This window comes from Paracoccus actinidiae, from assembly GCF_030863885.1.
Classification (GTDB): Bacteria; Pseudomonadota; Alphaproteobacteria; order Rhodobacterales; family Rhodobacteraceae; genus Paracoccus; species Paracoccus everestensis.
In genome coordinates this window covers 1,329,783-1,346,021 of sequence record NZ_CP132956.1, presented here as the reverse complement: position 1 = coordinate 1,346,021, position 16,239 = coordinate 1,329,783, and the positions used below count along the sequence as shown (strand labels likewise).

Below are 16,239 nucleotides of genomic sequence, written 5' to 3'. Positions count from 1 at the left end.
CGGAAGGCTGCAACGGCCCATGACCAAGACGACGAACGTGCCCCGGCGCGAACCTGCAAGGCGCGTGGAACGCGAGACCTCGGCGACCCTGGTTTACAAGGCGGTCAAGCACGACATCGTCCAGGGTATCCTTGAACCCGGCCACAAGCTTCAGATCGACCAGATCGCCGAACGCTATTCCGCCGGCACCAACCCCGTGCGCGAGGCGCTGAACCGCCTGTCGTCGGAAAGGCTGGTGGATCGAGAGGATCAGCGCGGCTTCTTCGTGCCGCCCCTGTCGCTCGAGGACTTCCGCGACATTGTCCAGACCCGGTGCTGGGTCGAGGGACGGGCACTAGAAATTTCGATCCGCAATCGGACGGACGCTTGGGAGGATGCGATCATCCTGGCGACGCACCGGCTGAAGGTCACGCCGATCCATTACGGCGAGGATGCCGCCCCCGGCACGCCACCCCCCGACAATGGCTTGTGGGAAGAACGTCACCGCATCTTTCACCGCGCGCTTATCGCCAACTGCGGCTCGCAGCATCTTCTGCGCTTTGCGGCCGAACTGATGCTGCTCAGCGAACGGTATCGCTTCATCTCGATGGCCAACAGCTTTCCGCGGCGGCGCAGCGCCGACGAACATCAGGCCATCGTCGATGCCGCCCTGGCAGGTGACATCGACGCCGCCGTGGCCGCGCTGCAGGGGCAGTATCTTCTTACCCTGCAAATCTATGAAGAGATCATGCAGGGGGCCTGACCCGCTCCTGACGTTCCCAAATCACCTGCAAGGAGGCCGAAGAATGACCATGGACATCCAGAACCTGATCGTCATCGGCCTGCTGCTGGTCATTGCGGGGGCGGCGGTCGGGTTTCTGGCGGGACTGTTCGGTGTGGGCGGCGGGGCTGTCTCGGTCCCGGTCCTTTATGAAACATTCGGGGCAATGAACCTGGACGCCGCGGTGCAGATGCCTCTGGCGGTGGGTACCTCTCTGGCGCTGATCGTGCCGACCTCGCTGCAATCGGCGCGCGGCCATTACCTGCGCGGCGCCATGGACGTTCCCGTGCTGCGGCGATGGGCGCTGCCCATCGTCATGGCCGTTCTGGCCGGAGCCGTGGTGGCGCGCCATGCCGACCCCTGGGTCTTCAAGGTGGCCTTCATCCTGGTTGCGGGGGTGGTTTCAGCCAAGCTGCTGCGTGGCGCGGGCTGGTCCATTGCCGATACCCTGCCGGGCAAAGCACTTATGAGCGCCTATGGCGCCGCGATCGGTTTCGTCTCGGCCCTCATGGGGATCGGTGGAGGAGCGATCTCGAATCTGGTGCTGTCCCTTTACGGCACTCCGATACACCGGGCGATCGCGACCTCGGCAGGGGTGGGTGTCCTGATCTCGGTTCCTGCGACCTTGGGTTACGTCTATGCAGGGTGGGGAAAGCCCGGGCTGCCGTCAGATGCCATCGGATACATTTCCACCCTTGCATTCCTATGCCTGCTGCCGACTTCCTTTCTAACCGCTCGCTTGGGCGTCAGCGTTGCCCACCAGTTGTCCAAACGAAGGCTGGAAGTACTGTTTGGCCTGTTTCTGCTGATAGTCTGTTCGCGCTTCGCTTACGATGTCCTGATATCTTCTTTATAGGATCATGCCGTCTGAGAATGGATTAGATAGCGTCGCCGACATTGCAGCACAGGGAATGCCGCAAAGGGCACGGACGTCAGGACCGGAGAGGATGCCTTGCAATGGTACAGCATCGTTGCAATGCGGCTTTGATTTCCGACCAGCGTCCTTTCATGGCAACGCCGGTGGAGAGTGGACGACCGGCCTTGGTCAAGCCGTCCCGAACCCCTATCCACGGGCGGCGTATATCGCCTCCATCACAGCTTCCGGGCTGGTCTGGTGCACCATGTGACCACTGCCCTGAACCAGGTGAAAGCTGCTCTGGGCAATCGCCTGATGAAGCCGGCGCGATTGCGCGTCAGGGTCGATCAAGCGGTCCTCGGCACCCACGACGATGGCGACCGGCATTGTCAGGGCAGCATAGTCCTTGCACATCACGGCAGCTGCCGGGATCAGGAGGGCTGATTCTGCGGCCTCGGAACGGATTTGCGACGGGCGCACGGCCATTTCCTCTGGAAAGCCCTTGAACTTTGCTGGAACCGGGGCTGGACCGAAGATCTTGCGCAAAAGCAGGGGCCAGACAAGCCTGCTGACAAGGGGCGCAATGGTATAGCGTGAAACGTCCCCTACCAGCGGCACCGCTGGGCCAGAGAGAAGCGCCATGTCCACCCGCGCGGTCGGATAGTAGTAGCCGGAGGCCAGGACCAGACCACGAACCATCTGCGGATGGTTCAGCGCCATCGCCACGGCAACCGAGGCTCCCCAGGAGTGGCCCAGGATCACGGCCTGTGACACACCCAGCCGGTCTAGGGCTTCCCGGAGGAGATCGGCTTGGGCCTCCGGACTCCAGACCCTCCCCCGTGGCCGCGTGCTGTGTCCATAGCCGGGGCGGTCGAACACGATAACGCGGTGTTGCCGGGCCGCCATGTCGACCAGACCGCTGGAGACAAAGTCTTGGATCATGCTGCCATTGCCATGGAGCAGAACCAGCGGCGGTCCCTCGCCTCGTTCCAGATAATGAAGACGAACCCCGTCCACGTCGATGAAGCGGCCGACCGGGGGATTGCGCTGCTCTGCCCGCTTTGCAAGGCGGTGATTGACCACTGCCGTTGCCGCCAGAACGCCGACGATCGCAAGTCCGACCCGCCACTTTCCTGGCCTTTGGTAAGGGGAACGCCTGATGCCCATAGGGGCTTTGGAGGAAAGTCTTGTCATGCGAGTCCCGCTGGTTGAGGCAAGAACCCGATAGGGTCCAGGAAAGGGCGCGAAGGCAGCGATGCGAGAGCATCACGGACGCCCCGAAGCGCCCGGGGTGCTGCTAGCTGTATGGCTGCAAGGAGAAGGTGTTCCGTTCCAGCAACTTCAATCAGACGCGTCGGGGTTTCGCTGCTTTTCAGCGGCGCGCCACCGTAATGCCGAGGAGAAGGCCGATCCCCGCTGCGATGCCCAGAGCCTGGGAGGGATGACCGCGAACCCAGTCGCGGGCCTCCTCGTAACCTAGTTCGGCATAGAACGCCGCTTCCTCGGCCTTTCTGTGTCCGGTTTCATACACGCTGTTGGCAAGGTTCTGCCCAGCATCCCGGATATGGCCGACGTATTCCCGCCCTGTATTCAGCGTGTCGTTTACAGTCGCGGCACCACGCTCGGCCAGATTGGAAGCGCCCGCCTTGAGATTGGTAACGGCCTCGGCTGCAATCGCCTTGGGGTCTTGCTTCATTTCAGCATTCGGGTTCTGCGCCATTTTCCATGTTCCTTCTGCGATCAGGGTCTTTTCACAGGAACAACAAGGCGCGCCGCTACTCGTTCCATGAGAACGCGTTGAGGGTCCGTTGCGTGTTCCAAACAGCAAGCGGAGAGAGGCACCCTTGCACGGCATCAAGAGCATGACCGCGCATCTTCCGGCCCTGAGCCGCCTTTGCGATGAGGGGTAATGTGCGATGTGCTGCGGCGACCATGACTGGCTGGTTCAGGACAGCCGCATTGTGGGGCGGCACCTTGCGTCGGCAATAGCTCCGGGCCGTCTAGGGCACGGGCGCGACATCAAACGCTCCCGCCTGCGCCTCGTGTTGCCGTCCTAGTGAGTCCCGTCCCCGGAAAAGTAGTCCTCGCAGGCAGCCTGGACCCTGTCGACCGATGCATCATCGACATCCAGATGCGTGACCCACCGCAGGCTGCCATAGCGGCCGCCGACAGCGATGCCGCGATCGGCCAGGAAACGCCGGAAGGCATCCACGTCGATGGCAACGGGTGTCATGAACACCATGTTGGTTTGCGCCGGTCCAGATCTCAGTTCGGGAAAAGCTGCCAGGACATCGGCCAGGCGCGCGGCACGGGCGTGGTCGTCTGCCAGTCGCGCGACGTTGTGTTCAAGCGCGTGGATGCCCGCGGCCGCCAGGATGCCCGTCTGCCGCATCCCGCCGCCCAGCATCTTGCGCAGCCTGCGCGCGGCCTGGATCAGATCCCTCGGCCCAGCCAGGACCGAGCCTACGGGCGCACCCAACCCTTTCGACAGGCACAGCGAGACCGTGTCGAAACCCCGTGCAAACACGTCCGCCTCGCAGCCGGTGGCGACGGAGGCGTTCATCAGCCGCGCGCCGTCCAGATGGGTGCCCAAGCCATGCCTGCGTGCCAGCCCGGTCGCAGCCTTCAGATAGGCAGGGTCAAGCACCGACCCGCTGAAGGTGTTTTCCAAGGTCAGAAGCCTGGTGCGGGCATGGTGGAAATCGTCAGGCTTGATCGCCCCTTCGATCGCGGCCAGCAAGATTGTCCCGTCCGGCTCGTTCGGCAACGGCTGCGGCTGGATCGAACCCAGCACCGCCGCGCCGCCCCCTTCATAAAGAAAGGTATGGGCCTTGTGCCCGACCAGGTATTCGTCGCCCCGGCCGCAATGCGCCATCAGTGCGGCAAGGTTCGACTGCGTGCCCGTCGGAAAGAACAACGCCGCCTCTTTGCCAAGGCGCTCTGCCGCCATCGCCTCGAGCCTGTGGGTGGTCGGGCAGTCCTCGTAAACCGCATCCCCGACCTCGGCCGAGGCCATGACGGCCCGCATCGCAGCATCCGGCCGCGTCACGGTGTCCGAGCGAAAGTCATCCATGACTGTCATGTACCGTTCCCTTGGCGGGCCGAGAGTGGCCCGAAGGCAGGAAAGCCGCCGCCGGGCCGAAGATCAAGCCGTGGCCTGCGCCTTCACCTTGATGTCTTGCGTCCGACAGGGCGCTTGGCTCGCGGCCTGCAACAGGGGCAGCACCTTTGAGGCAGGCGCCCCGGCAGATCCATGAACCACCTGAGGAACGACTGACGCCCCGGTCATGGCCGTTGCGGCGTCAGCAGATACTTCGCTCCTGTGGACTTGCGCGTATAGGCCGCGACCGTGTCGGGCCGAAGCGCCTGCTCCAGCGTGATGCGGGCCGTATAGTGGCTTGCGAAGGTGGTGGTCATTTCGTCCAGGATCCGCTTGCGCATGGCTTCGACCGTTCCCGGATCAAGGCGGCGCAGCGCGTGGAACAACAGCCAGCCGCCAACGCTCCAGGTAAAGCCGAAGCCGCGCCGCAGGATGGAAGGCCCGGTATCCAGCGCCCCATAGATATAGCCCTGCTTCATCACGGCCGAGCCGTAGCGGTCATAGCTGGTCATGCGGCGCATCGCGACCGCCTCCATGGCGTTCAGGATGATGCTGGTCATCTCGCCCCCGCCGATGGCGTCAAAGGACAAGGTGGCGCCGGTCGCGTCGATGGCCTCTGTCAGGTCGTGGCGGAAGCTGTCGGTGCTGCTGTCCACCACATGGACCGCCCCAAGACCGCGCAACAGGGCGACCTGTTCCTGGCTGCGGACGATATTGACCAGGCCGATGCCGTCCGCCTTGCAGATGCGCACCAGCATCTGTCCCAGGTTGGATGCCGCGGGGGCGTGAACGATCGCCTTGTGCCCCTCGGCCCGCATCGTCTCGACAAAGCCGAGGGCGGTCAGGGGATTGACGAACAGCGCGGCGCCCTCTTCGGCCGAGGCGCCGTCCGGCAGCACCAGGCAATCCTTGGCCGCGATCAGCCGCAGGCTGGCATACATCGCGCCGCCCAGCATCGCGACCCGCTTGCCGATCAGATGTTGCTGGTCCGGGCCTGCCGCAATGACGATGCCCGCCCCCTCGTTGCCGATGGGCAGCGACTGGTCGATGCGCGCCTGCATGGCGGGCATGGCGCGGTCGGGAATGCGCGCCGTCAACGCCTGTCCGTCAAAGTGGAGGCTGTCCATATCGGCCGGCCCGAACATGAGGCCCAGATCAGACGGATTGATGGGCGCCGCCTCGACCTGCACCAGAACCTCTCCCGGTCCCGGGTCGGCCAGGCGCACCGTCACAAGTTCCAGGCGCAGCGTGCCATCCGCGCGCACAATCGATCTCATTTCCAGGCTGTCGTGATCCATGTGCCCTCCGTTCCAGTCCCGGCAATAGTTCCGCATTGGCGGGCGGTGTTCAACCGCCTCTCTCGTGCCCTCATCCCAGGGGCGTTGGATGACACCGATCCCTGCGCGCTAACGAGTGAATTTTGCGAACCGCATCGTTCCCGAAATGCACCCCATGGTCAGTGCGCTGCGATGCGGCGGCTGTCGATCCGGGGCAACCGTGTCTCACAGTACATCACAGAACCTATTCTGTCGCAGGATCGCAGCCCCTCGAAGCCCCTCCACCCCCGCTTGAAGCCACGCGGCGAAGGCAGCCACGGTTACACCGCCCGAGGCCAGATCCTCCATCATGTGGACGCCTTGGATCGGATCGGCGCGAAAGCCAAAGCCGTTGATGCGCAGGAAGGTCAGTGCCGTGACAAAGCCCGTGCGCTTGTTGCCATCGACAAAGGCTGGCACCTTCGATGCGGTATCGTGTCCGGGAGCCAACTCACACCACTGAATTCGCGTCTGGACACGGACTGCGGCACAGGGCAATCACACGCCATGGGCGTCGGCGGGTTCCTGCCGGCACGCACGAAGCGTCTTCCACCCATGGGGCGCTTCGTGGGAAATGGCCCCCTAACAAGAGCGGCGTGGCCCGAGTCGCGATCCGCCAGAGCAGGAGCAGAGTGTCGACGTGTCAGAAGGATACGCCCGTGCCCGGCATGACCGGCCCTCGGCCAAGACAGCCACGTTCCAGGTTCGCGGCCGCTTCCTGACCGTTCTGGCGCTTCGGATCGACGGCGACATGGCCGACGACCGCTTCCATGCGCAACTGGATGAACAACTGGGCCGCACGCCTCAGTTCTTTTCCGGCGCGCCGATGGTGCTGGATCTGGGCCAGTCCCCGGGCTTTCAGGAACCGGACCGTATCCGCAGCCTGCTGGACAGTCTGCGCCAGCGTGAACTGCGGGTGTTCGGCGTCCAGAATGCCGCCGGATTTGATCCGGCTTTGCTTGACGACCTGGGGCTGATTGCCGTGAACACCGGCCGCGATGCCCCTCTGCCCCGCGATCCCGGCCCCGCGCCGGCCGCCATCCCACCTCGACCGGCCGAGACCAAGGTCATCCGCTCTCCGGTGCGGTCGGGCCAGATGATCGTGGCCGATCAAGGCGACCTGACCGTGATCGGAACGGTCGCCTCGGGGGCGGAGCTGATCGCGGCAGGCAATATCCACGTCTATGGCACGCTGCGCGGGCGGGCCATGGCGGGCTGCCACGGCAACGAAAACGCCCATATCTTCTGCCAGAACCTGGACGCCGAACTGGTGGCCATCGCGGGCCTCTACCAGACCAGCGAGACGCTGGATCAGGCCGCCCGAGACCGCTGCACCCATATTTACCTGGAGAACGAGAAACTTCGCATGGAGGTAATCGCATGACATCGCAAGCCAAGAAGGACGCGCCCCTGGGGCGGGTCATCGTGATCACCTCGGGCAAGGGGGGCGTCGGCAAGACGACCTCGTCCGCGGCCATTTCGGCGGGACTGGCAAAGCAGGGCTTCAAGACCGTCGTCATCGACTTTGACGTGGGCCTTCGCAACCTGGACATGATCATGGGGTGCGAACGCCGGGTGGTCTTCGACTTCATCAACGTCATCCAGGGCGATGCCAAGCTGAAGCAGGCGCTGATCAAGGACAAGCGGCTGGAAACGCTGTTCATCCTGCCGACCTCGCAGACCCGCGACAAGGACGCCCTGACCAAGGAGGGCGTCGAGCAGATCCTGACCGAACTGAAGGCCGAGTTCGACTATATCATCTGCGACAGTCCCGCAGGGATCGAGCGCGGCGCCCAGTTGGCGATGTATTACGCCGACGAGGCCGTGGTGGTGACCAATCCCGAGGTGTCCTCGGTGCGCGACAGCGACCGCGTGCTGGGCTTGCTCAGCAGTCAGACCCGCCGTGCCGAAACCGACGGAGCCGAGCCGATCAAGGCCCAGGTCCTGCTGACCCGCTATGACCAGGCCCGCGTCGACAGCGGCGAGATGATGACAGTCGAGGACGTGCTGGAGATCCTGGCCGTGCCGCTGCTGGGCGTGATCCCGGAAAGCAAGGCGATCCTCAAGGCCTCCAACGTGGGCACGCCCGTGGTTCTGGACGAACCCTCGGCCGCGTCCCGCGCCTATGAGGATGCGGTGTCCCGGCTGACCGGCACCCAAGTCGAGATGCGCATCCAGGGCGAGCGTCGCCCCGGCCTGTTCCAGCGGTTGTTCAAGCGTGCGTCATGAACCTGTTCAGTTTTGTTCGCAAGCCGCGCCCGACCCCGACAGCCCAGACCGCAAAAGACCGGCTGCAGATCCTTCTGGCCCATGAACGCAGCAGCGGCACCGCCGAGGCGGACTACCTGCCGATGCTGCAGCGCGACATCATTGCGGCGATCCGCAAGTATGTCCCGATCGGGGAAAAGGAGGTCGACGTCCGCATGGAGCGCGGCGAGCAGATGTCCAGCCTCGAGATCAACATCGAGCTGCCCGGCGCCGTCCCGTCACCGAAAAGCTGATGATCGCATCCACCGCCTGGCGCCGCATTCCGGCGCCAGGGACGGGTCAGGCCGGAGGGCGGCATGACCCATAGTCTCCTGCCCGGCAAAGCCCACATCGTCCGCGACCAGATCGCGTGACCGTGCATGGAACGGCTGACAGGAACCAGCAGCCTCTCGCGCTCGTTGGCCCGGGTGAGCAGTCAAGACAGCAGCCTTTCCGACCTTGTCAAGCACCTTGGTAATCTTGGAGAAGAGCAGGACCAAGTTAGCGTCCACAACATCCGCCAAGCCTTGGGAGAGCGCAGCTTTGGGCCATTCCTGGCCATTCTGGCACTGATCGAGATCACGCCGATCGGCGGCATCCCCGGCCTTCCCACGCTGATCGCCCTTGGGATTGCCTTGGTCGCTGCACAGATCCTTTTTGGTCGCGACCATCTTTGGCTTCCCGATGTGCTGGAGCGCCGGACACTGGACGGCGACCGCGTCAAGAAAGGCATGGAATGGTTGAAACGGCCAGCGGGCTGGATAGACCGTGTGCTCCGACCGCGGCTTGATTGGCTGACTGGAAAGGCCGGCCTGCGCCTTGTCGCCCTTCTGTGCATCCTGCTCTGCGCCACCGTTCCGCCGTTGGAACTTCTGCCCTTTGCCTCCTCGATTCCCATGGGTGCAATTGCCTCGATGGGCCTGGGTCTGATGGTCCGAGACGGCCTGGTGATCCTCGTGGCCGCCCTTGGCGCGCTTCTGGGATTGGGCGGGACACTGATGACCGTGTTGGGCTGAGCCTGCCTCGCTCGGGTTTCTGATCGGGACAGATTTGGAGTCTGCCTCCACTTGTGAAATCCAGCAGGCTTGCGGTTTACGGCATCAGTCCTAACGGATTGTAGAACCCCGAGTTCGTCAGACAACCGCACCTTCTCGGAACAGTCGCGAACTGGTGCTCATACTGAAGGATTGAGTCACTTGGTTCCGGTGGCGGTCACACGAGATACTCTCCAAGCCGTCCCGGTCTTGGGGGTCGGGGTGCATTGGTCGACATGACTATCGGAGCAAAAGTCTTTACAAAGCTGCAAAATCCCTTGTCAGCTTCGGCAGGTGATAAGACCCGACCGTGTAAAAGAACAGAGAGGTGGTTCAGGAAATCTGAACGGCTGGGATAGGTGGATTTTCCGCGTCTGAGCCGGGCCAGAAATTGATCTGGTGGATCAATTTCCCGGCGATTGGGCAGCATGATGCTGCGAGCGAGGCCGCCACCTGCTTGCGGATGCGTTCAACCCGGTCGCGCAATTCACGCGGGCTGTATCCGTCGGCGGTGAAGGCATAGATATTGCCGTAAACATCCCCGAAATCGTCGTTGAACTGGAAGCCCGCGAATTCCTGTGGAAAATCCGGCCGAATGTCGGACATCATCTGGCGCACGCGCTTCCAGATCTCGGGCACTTGGGGTCCGCGCGTCGTTGGCAACAGTTCCAGATAAACGACCGCCTGCCCCGGCATGGTGACGGACCGGGTGAAATACCGCTCGTCCAGTTCTTCCAGCTTTGTCTCGATCCGGGTCGTGACCTGGGTCAAGGTCTCGTCCACGGTGGCGCCGGGCAGGGCTGCGCTGATCACCATGATCTTGATGGTGAAGTTCGGATCTTCCTCTCGGCCCAGATTGTTATAGCTGCTTCCAGCTTTGTCTCGATCCGGGTCGTGACCTGGGTCAAGGTCTCGTCCACGGTGGCGCCGGGCAGGGCTGCGCTGATCACCATGATCTTGATGGTGAAGTTCGGATCTTCCTCTCGGCCCAGATTGTTATAGCTGATGGTCCCCGCCAGCAGCGAGACGATCAACAGGAACCACACGAAGCTGCGGTGGTTCAGGGCCCAGTCGGACAGGTTGAATCGCGTCAAGGCTGGACCCTTTCGCCCACGGGCTGATCGTCGGACAGGGAATGGACGCCCCGGATCACGACCTCGTCCCCGGGGGCCAATCCTTCGCCGATCAGCACGCGGTCGTGGAAATCGGCGGTCGGCGTAACGCGTACGGCCTCAACATGCGCGTCCTGGCCCTTGCGCAGCACGCGCCAGACATGGGGGGCGCCGTCACGCTGAAAGATCGCTGTCCCCGACAGCATCAGCGCGGGTTCGCTGGCGGTGCCCAGACGGGCGCGGACCAGGGAACCCAGGCGAAACGGCGCGTCCGTTGGCAAGGTCAGGTAAAGCCTGCGTGTGCGGGTCGCGGCATCGGCGATCGGGTCGATCCTGTCTAGCACGGCGCGGATCTGCTGGGTCGGATCGGTGCGTTGCCAGACGGTGAAGGCCGCATCGTCCAGCAGACCCTCGAGCGCGGATTCAGGGAGGTCGATCACCGCCTCGCGCTGATCTTCGGCGGAGAGTTGCAGGACGGGCGTTCCTGCGCCTAGCACGCTGCCGGGGGCTTCATAGATTGCGCTGACCACGCCGGAAAAGGGTGCGGTCATGCGGGCGTAGCCTTGGGAATCGCGGGCCTGCACCAGGGCGGACCGGGCCTGTTGGGCACCAGCCTCGGCCGCGGCGGCGGCGCGTTGGGCTTGTTCCAGTTGCGCGGCACTGGCGACGTTGCGGGCGGCCAGGGCCTCGGCTCGTTCCAGGGTCAGGCGGGCGGTGTCGCGCTGAACCTCGGCCGCGGCCAGGGCGGCTTCGGCGGCGCGGGTGGCGGCGGCCAGATCCTCGGCCGCGAGATTTGCCAGGACATCGCCCTGCTCCACCCGGTCGCCCAGATCGACCGGGCGCGACACCATCCGGCCAAGCGTCTGGAACGCCATCGTCACTTGCGTGCGCGAGGCCACGACGCCCGGGATCCAGCGGGCATCCTCTCCCCTGTCCTCAACGATCTCGGAGACGACAGGGCGGATGGGAACCGTGTCCTTGGCCTGGGAACTGAAGTCCAGCCAATCGGGCACATGCAGCGCACGGGCGGGCACGGCGGACGCCAGCGCCGCAAGCAGGACAAGGATCCGCGTCATGGCAGAACCTCGGCCTGCCGGACCTGCCGTCCGGGGTAAAGCAGTTGCGATCCTGCCCCTACGATAACATCGCCTGCCTTGATCCCCTCCAACAGGTAGACCACGTCGTTGGTGAATTGCCCGATCGTCACGGGCACAAGGCTGACGCGGTTGTCGGCACCCACGCGCCACACGGCGGGCTGGTCGCCGTCGCGCATCAGCGCCGTCCAGGGCACCGCAATGCCGCGATCGACCGCGATATTCACCTGCCCGCGCACCGCCGCACCCAGCAGGGCGGTATCGGCCGTCGCATCGTCGATCCTGACGCGCATCGTCACCGTGCCCGTGGCCGGATCCACCAAGGGAGAGATCTCGGTCACCGTACCCTGCATCCGGGGCCGGTCGATGTCGATGGTGTCCAGCCGCACGAGGCTGTTCATGGCGCTGTCCAGCCGGGGATGGTCGGGGGCATTGAACACGGCCTCCAGCCCGTCCAGCGTGGCCAGGGTCAGCACGGCCTGGGCGGCGCCGACGATCTGGCCCGGCGCCATGTCGCGGGCTGTGACGACCGCATCCTGGGGCGCGCGCAGGACCGTGTCGCTCACCGCGCGGCGGGCCTGTTCCAGTGTGCTTTCGGCGCGTTCGACAGCCCCCTGCGATTCGGACAAGGCACGCAAGGCATCGTCACGCGCGGCCCTGGTGCCGACGCCCCGCGCCAGCAACGCATCGGCGCGCTCGCTGGCCTGGCGGGCCTGCGACAGGCCCGCGCGGGCGGCGTCCATCCCGGCCTCGGCCACGCGCAGGGCCTGGTCTTGCTGGACCGAATCCAGCCGCGCCAGTTCCTGGCCGCGGGTCACGCGGTCGCCCTTGTCCACCAACACGCCCGTGACGCGCCCGGCCTGGCGAAAGCTCATCTGCACGCTGTCGGTCGCGGCGATGCTGCCGGACAGTTGCAGGTCGATCTCGACCGGTTGTTCCTGGGCCGCGACCAGTTCGACACGCAGCAGGCCATCTTGCGCAAGTGCCGGAGATGCAACCGCACCCACTGCCGCAATGACCCATGAAAACCGAAACACGCGCATGAACTCGTCTCATCAAATGGCAAAATTGTGCGTCTTAACGGGGGCAGAGGAAAAGCTCCCTATCCTTACGTCACCGCAGGCTTGTGATGAACCTTCTTATCATTCCATGAGCCTTCGCGCAGGATCCGGGTCCGCGTGTAGATTGCAAGGCCCACATCGTCCAGATCGATGGTCCCCGCCAGCAGCGAGACGATCAACAGGAACCACACGAAGCTGCGGTGGTTCAGGGCCCAGTCGGACAGGTTGAATCGCGTCAAGGCTGGACCCTTTCGCCCACGGGCTGATCGTCGGCCAGGGAATGGACGCCCCGGATCACGACCTCGTCCCCAGGGGCCAATCCCTTGCCGATCAGGACACGGCCCTGAAAGGCACCGCTGGGGGCGACAGGAACCGCCTGAACCTGCGCGTCCTGGCCCTTGCGCAGCACGCGCCAGACATGAGGCACGCCGTCCCGCTGAAAGATCGCCGTCCCCGACAGCATCAGGGCGGGTTCGCTGGGGGTGCCCAGACTCGCGCGGACGAGGGAACCCAGGCGAAACGGCGCGTCCGTTGGCAAGGTCAGGTAAAGCCTGCGTGTGCGGGTCGCCATGTCGGCGATCGGGTCGATCCGGTCCAGCACGGCCCGCACCTGCCGATCCGGGTCGGTGCGCTGCCACAGCGTGAAGACCGCATCAAGGGGCAGGCCGGCAAGCGCCGATTCGGGCAGGTCGATCACCGCTTCGCACTGATCTTCGGCAGACAGCTGCAGGACGGGCGTCCCTGCACCCAAAACGCTGCCGGGGGCTTCGTAGATTGCGCTGACCACCCCGGAAAAGGGCGCGGTCATGCGGGCGTAGCCCTGGGAATCGCGGGCCTGCACAAGGGCGGACCGGGCCTGTTGGGCACCGGCCTCGGCCGCGGCGGCGGCGCGTTGGGCCTGTTCCAGTTGCGCGGCACTGGCAACGTTGCGGGCCGCCAGGGCTTCGGTCCGTTCCAGGGTCAGGCGAGCGGTGTCGCGCTGAACCTCGGCCGCGGCCAGGGCGGCTTCGGCGGCGCGGGTGGTGGCGGCCAGATCCTCGGATGCGAGATTCGCCAAGACATCGCCCCGTTCCACCCGGTCGCCCAGATCGACGGGGCGCGACACCATCCGGCCAAGCGTCTGGAACGCCATCGTCACCTGCGTGCGCGAACCCACGACGCCGGGGATCCAGCGGGCGTCGTGGCCCCGGTCCTCCACGATCTCGGACACGACCGGGCGTATGGGAACAGCAACCTCGACAGGGGAACCGAAGTCCAGCCAATCGGGCAGGCTCAGCGCGTGAACGGGCGCGGCCATCGCCAGGGCGGCCAGCACCGCGATCAGGCGCGTCACGGCAAGACCTCGGCCTGCCGGACCTGCCGTCCGGGATAAAGCAGTTGCGAGCCTGCGCCCACCACCACATCCCCCGCCGCGATTCCGCCAGACAGGTAAACCACGCCATTGGTGAATTGCCCGATCGTCACGGGCACAAGGCTGACGCGGTTGTCGGCACCCACGCGCCACACGGCGGGCTGGTCGCCGTCGCGCATCAGCGCCGTCCAGGGCACCGCGATGCCGCGATCGACCGCGATATCCACCCGCCCGCGCACCGCCGCGCCCAGCAGGGCGGTATCGGCCGTTGCATCGTCGATCTTGACGCGCATCGTCACCGCGCCCGTGGCCGGGTCCACCAAGGGAGAGATCTCGGTCACCCTGCCCTGCATCTGGGGCCGGTCGATGTCGATGGTGTCCAGCCGGACGGGGCTGTTCATGGCGCTGTCCAGCCGGGGATGGTCGGGGGCATTGAACACGGCCTCCAGCCCCTCCAGCGTGGCCAGGGTCAGCACGGCCTGGGCGGCGCCGACGATCTGGCCCGGCGCCATGTCGCGGGCCGTGACGACCGCATCCTGGGGCGCGCGCAGGACCGTGTCGCTCACCGCGCGGCGGGCCTGTTCCAGCGTGCTTTCGGCGCGTTCGACAGCCCCCTGCGATTCGGACAAGGCACGCAGGGCATCGTCACGCGCGGCCCTGGTGCCGACGCCCCGCGCCAGCAGCGCATCGGCACGCTCGCTGGCCTGGCGGGCCTGCGACAGGCCAGCGCGGGCGGCGTCCATCCCAGCCTCGGCCACGCGCAGGGCCTGGTCTTGCTGGACCGAATCCAGCCGCGCCAGTTCCTGGCCGCGGGTCACGCGGTCGCCCTTGTCCACCGACACGCTCGTTACGCGCCCGGCCTGGCGAAAGCTCATCTGCACGCTGTCGGTCGCGGCGATGCTGCCGGACAGTTGCAGGTTGATCTCGACCGGTTGTTCCTGGGCCGCGACCAGTTCGACACGCAGCAGGCCATCCTGCGCAAGTGCCGGGAATCCCGGCAATCCCGCAACGAACAACCAGACCAGCCCCCGAATGCGCATGATGATGTCCCATCGAAATGACGCATATCTGCGTCACAATCCGGGACAAGGAAAGCCCCCTGCCCTTACGTTACGGCGGCCTTCTGCTGAAACCTTTCATCATTCCACGCCCCGTCCCGCAAAATCCGGGCCAGCGTCCCGACCGCCCGGTCCACGTCGTCCAGATCGTTGTAAAGCGGTGCAAAACCAAAGCGCAGCACGTCGGGCGCGCGGAAATCGCCCACCACCCCCGCCGCGATCAAGGCCTGCATCACCGCATAGGCATGGGGATGGCGGAACCCGATCTGAGAGCCGCGCAGGGCCGGGTCGCGGGGGGAATTCAGGGCCACGTCCGGGCAGGCGGCCTCGACCCCCGCGATGAAGGCCTGGGTCAGTTCGATGGACCGGGCGCGCAGGTCCGACAGGGCCACGCCGTCCCAAATGTCCAACGCCGCATCCAGTGCGCTCAGCGCGATCACAGGGGGCGTGCCGACGCGCATCCGCTCGATCCCCGCCGCGGGGCGATAATCCGCGTCAAAGGCGAAGGGTGCGTGGTGGCCCATCCAGCCTTGCAGGATCGGCTGGGCGGCGTCCGCATGGCGCGGATGGGTCCAGATGAAGGCAGGCGCGCCCGGCCCGCCGTTCAGGTATTTATAGGTGCAGCCCACCGCGAAATCCGCATCCGCCCCGGCCAGATTCACATCCACCGCGCCTGCCGAATGTGCCAGATCCCAGACCGTCAGGGCGCCAGCCGCATGGGCGCGGGCAGTCAGCGCGGCCATGTCGTGACGCCGCCCGGTGCGGTAATCGACCTCGGTCAGCATCAGGACGGCCAGGTCGTCGGTGATCGCGGCGGCCACCTCATCGGGGGCGACGACGCGCAATTCGGCGCCCACCGCGCGGGCCAACCCCTGCGCCACATACAGGTCCGACGGAAAATTGCCGCTGTCGGACAGGATCACCCGCCGGCCGGGGCGCAGGGTCAAGGCCGCGCTGACGGCCTGGAACACCTTGATCGACAGCGTGTCGCCCATCACGACCTCGCCCGGCCCTGCGCCGATCAGGCGGGCGATGCGGTCGCCGACCTTGCGCGGCTGGACATACCAGCCCGCCTTGTTCCAGCCGGTGATCAGCATTTCCGACCATTCGTCCGCCATCATCCGCCCCACCCTTTCCTTGGCCGCAATGGGCATTGGCCCAAGCGAGTTGCCGTCCAGGTAGGTGATCCCGGAGGGCAGGTGAAAGGCGCGGCGGGTGGCGGCGAAATCGGTCATGGCAGTCTCCATCTT

The 16,239-nt window shown here is 65.3% G+C and carries 19 protein-coding genes; 6 read left to right on the top strand and 13 right to left on the bottom strand.

All coding sequences use genetic code 11. The features are described from left to right. Nucleotides 1-19 precede the first annotated feature (19 nt). Entirely contained in the window at nucleotides 20-742 is a 723-nt protein-coding gene (locus tag Q5701_RS06775; RefSeq protein ID WP_306754509.1) for a GntR family transcriptional regulator, read from the top strand. 43 nt (nucleotides 743-785) lie between these two features. Further along, nucleotides 786-1,616: a sulfite exporter TauE/SafE family protein gene (locus Q5701_RS06770; RefSeq protein ID WP_306754508.1), complete on the top strand. Its 831-nt coding sequence runs from the start codon at nucleotides 786-788 to the stop codon at nucleotides 1,614-1,616. Nucleotides 1,617-1,823: 207 nt separating this feature from the next. Here the strand turns inward: Q5701_RS06770 and Q5701_RS06765 are convergent, their stop codons facing one another. From Q5701_RS06765 to Q5701_RS06745, 5 genes are all read right to left on the bottom strand, one after another. After that, complete coding sequence (locus tag Q5701_RS06765; RefSeq protein ID WP_306754507.1) at nucleotides 1,824-2,783, bottom strand: alpha/beta fold hydrolase; 960 nt, start codon at nucleotides 2,781-2,783, stop codon at nucleotides 1,824-1,826. Between the two features lie 205 nt (nucleotides 2,784-2,988). Continuing rightward, a complete protein-coding gene (locus Q5701_RS06760; protein WP_306754506.1) occupies nucleotides 2,989-3,336 on the bottom strand; it encodes an ElaB/YgaM/YqjD family protein in 348 nt (115 codons plus the stop codon). 333 nt (nucleotides 3,337-3,669) lie between these two features. Continuing rightward, on the bottom strand, nucleotides 3,670-4,698 hold the full coding sequence (gene ltaE / locus Q5701_RS06755; protein ID WP_306754505.1) for a low-specificity L-threonine aldolase: 1,029 nt from the start codon (nucleotides 4,696-4,698) through the stop codon (nucleotides 3,670-3,672). A 203-nt stretch (nucleotides 4,699-4,901) separates the two neighbouring features. Continuing rightward, nucleotides 4,902-6,014, bottom strand: coding sequence for a zinc-binding dehydrogenase (locus tag Q5701_RS06750; protein ID WP_306754504.1), 1,113 nt, complete (start codon nucleotides 6,012-6,014; stop codon nucleotides 4,902-4,904). A 204-nt stretch (nucleotides 6,015-6,218) separates the two neighbouring features. Further along, complete coding sequence (locus tag Q5701_RS06745; RefSeq protein WP_306754503.1) at nucleotides 6,219-6,452, bottom strand: hypothetical protein; 234 nt, start codon at nucleotides 6,450-6,452, stop codon at nucleotides 6,219-6,221. A gap of 220 nt (nucleotides 6,453-6,672) precedes the next feature. Between Q5701_RS06745 and minC the strand changes: the two genes are divergently transcribed. The 4 genes from minC to Q5701_RS06725 all read left to right on the top strand — a co-directional run bounded on the left by minC (nucleotide 6,673) and on the right by Q5701_RS06725 (nucleotide 9,295). Then, the gene (minC, locus tag Q5701_RS06740) at nucleotides 6,673-7,416 is read left to right on the top strand and encodes a septum site-determining protein MinC (protein WP_306754502.1); all 744 of its coding nucleotides are present in this window, start codon (nucleotides 6,673-6,675) and stop codon (nucleotides 7,414-7,416) included. Beyond that, on the top strand, nucleotides 7,413-8,261 hold the full coding sequence (minD, locus tag Q5701_RS06735) for a septum site-determining protein MinD (RefSeq protein ID WP_234853183.1): 849 nt from the start codon (nucleotides 7,413-7,415) through the stop codon (nucleotides 8,259-8,261). The genes minC and minD overlap by 4 nt, the downstream gene beginning before the upstream one ends. Further along, nucleotides 8,258-8,533: a cell division topological specificity factor MinE gene (gene minE / locus Q5701_RS06730; protein ID WP_306754501.1), complete on the top strand. Its 276-nt coding sequence runs from the start codon at nucleotides 8,258-8,260 to the stop codon at nucleotides 8,531-8,533. The genes minD and minE overlap by 4 nt, the downstream gene beginning before the upstream one ends. 174 nt (nucleotides 8,534-8,707) lie before the next feature. Continuing rightward, nucleotides 8,708-9,295: an exopolysaccharide biosynthesis protein gene (locus Q5701_RS06725; protein WP_306754500.1), complete on the top strand. Its 588-nt coding sequence runs from the start codon at nucleotides 8,708-8,710 to the stop codon at nucleotides 9,293-9,295. Nucleotides 9,296-9,646: 351 nt separating this feature from the next. Here Q5701_RS06725 and Q5701_RS06720 read toward each other — a convergent pair whose 3' ends face one another. From Q5701_RS06720 to kynU, 8 genes are all read right to left on the bottom strand, one after another. Continuing rightward, on the bottom strand, nucleotides 9,647-10,129 hold the full coding sequence (locus Q5701_RS06720; RefSeq protein ID WP_306754499.1) for a hypothetical protein: 483 nt from the start codon (nucleotides 10,127-10,129) through the stop codon (nucleotides 9,647-9,649). Beyond that, on the bottom strand, nucleotides 10,123-10,407 hold the full coding sequence (locus tag Q5701_RS06715) for an efflux RND transporter permease subunit (protein ID WP_306754498.1): 285 nt from the start codon (nucleotides 10,405-10,407) through the stop codon (nucleotides 10,123-10,125). Before Q5701_RS06715 ends, Q5701_RS06720 begins: the two co-directional genes overlap by 7 nt. After that, a complete protein-coding gene (locus Q5701_RS06710) occupies nucleotides 10,404-11,501 on the bottom strand; it encodes an efflux RND transporter periplasmic adaptor subunit (RefSeq protein ID WP_306754497.1) in 1,098 nt (365 codons plus the stop codon). The genes Q5701_RS06715 and Q5701_RS06710 overlap by 4 nt, the downstream gene beginning before the upstream one ends. Beyond that, a complete protein-coding gene (locus Q5701_RS06705; protein ID WP_306754496.1) occupies nucleotides 11,498-12,562 on the bottom strand; it encodes an efflux RND transporter periplasmic adaptor subunit in 1,065 nt (354 codons plus the stop codon). Before Q5701_RS06705 ends, Q5701_RS06710 begins: the two co-directional genes overlap by 4 nt. Before the next feature lie 65 nt (nucleotides 12,563-12,627). Next, nucleotides 12,628-12,819, bottom strand: a complete 192-nt coding sequence (locus Q5701_RS06700) for a hypothetical protein (protein ID WP_306754495.1) — start codon at nucleotides 12,817-12,819, stop codon at nucleotides 12,628-12,630. Beyond that, on the bottom strand, nucleotides 12,816-13,913 hold the full coding sequence (locus Q5701_RS06695; protein WP_306754494.1) for an efflux RND transporter periplasmic adaptor subunit: 1,098 nt from the start codon (nucleotides 13,911-13,913) through the stop codon (nucleotides 12,816-12,818). The genes Q5701_RS06700 and Q5701_RS06695 overlap by 4 nt, the downstream gene beginning before the upstream one ends. Beyond that, on the bottom strand, nucleotides 13,910-14,971 hold the full coding sequence (locus Q5701_RS06690; RefSeq protein WP_306754492.1) for an efflux RND transporter periplasmic adaptor subunit: 1,062 nt from the start codon (nucleotides 14,969-14,971) through the stop codon (nucleotides 13,910-13,912). The genes Q5701_RS06695 and Q5701_RS06690 overlap by 4 nt, the downstream gene beginning before the upstream one ends. A 65-nt stretch (nucleotides 14,972-15,036) precedes the next feature. Continuing rightward, nucleotides 15,037-16,224, bottom strand: a complete 1,188-nt coding sequence (kynU, locus tag Q5701_RS06685; protein WP_306754490.1) for a kynureninase — start codon at nucleotides 16,222-16,224, stop codon at nucleotides 15,037-15,039. Between the last annotated feature and the right edge of the window lie 15 nt (nucleotides 16,225-16,239).

Coding starts and splice junctions, on each gene's coding strand:
- Q5701_RS06775 (WP_306754509.1), top strand. CDS start 20: ATGACCAAGACGACGAACGTGCCCCGGCGCGAACCTGCAAGGCGCGTG.
- Q5701_RS06770 (WP_306754508.1), top strand. CDS start 786: ATGACCATGGACATCCAGAACCTGATCGTCATCGGCCTGCTGCTGGTC.
- Q5701_RS06765 (WP_306754507.1), bottom strand. CDS start 2,783: ATGGGCATCAGGCGTTCCCCTTACCAAAGGCCAGGAAAGTGGCGGGTC.
- Q5701_RS06760 (WP_306754506.1), bottom strand. CDS start 3,336: ATGGCGCAGAACCCGAATGCTGAAATGAAGCAAGACCCCAAGGCGATT.
- ltaE (WP_306754505.1), bottom strand. CDS start 4,698: ATGACAGTCATGGATGACTTTCGCTCGGACACCGTGACGCGGCCGGAT.
- Q5701_RS06750 (WP_306754504.1), bottom strand. CDS start 6,014: ATGGATCACGACAGCCTGGAAATGAGATCGATTGTGCGCGCGGATGGC.
- minD (WP_234853183.1), top strand. CDS start 7,413: ATGACATCGCAAGCCAAGAAGGACGCGCCCCTGGGGCGGGTCATCGTG.
- minE (WP_306754501.1), top strand. CDS start 8,258: ATGAACCTGTTCAGTTTTGTTCGCAAGCCGCGCCCGACCCCGACAGCC.
- Q5701_RS06720 (WP_306754499.1), bottom strand. CDS start 10,129: ATGGTGATCAGCGCAGCCCTGCCCGGCGCCACCGTGGACGAGACCTTG.
- Q5701_RS06710 (WP_306754497.1), bottom strand. CDS start 11,501: ATGACGCGGATCCTTGTCCTGCTTGCGGCGCTGGCGTCCGCCGTGCCC.
- Q5701_RS06705 (WP_306754496.1), bottom strand. CDS start 12,562: ATGCGCGTGTTTCGGTTTTCATGGGTCATTGCGGCAGTGGGTGCGGTT.
- Q5701_RS06690 (WP_306754492.1), bottom strand. CDS start 14,971: ATGCGCATTCGGGGGCTGGTCTGGTTGTTCGTTGCGGGATTGCCGGGA.
- kynU (WP_306754490.1), bottom strand. CDS start 16,224: ATGACCGATTTCGCCGCCACCCGCCGCGCCTTTCACCTGCCCTCCGGG.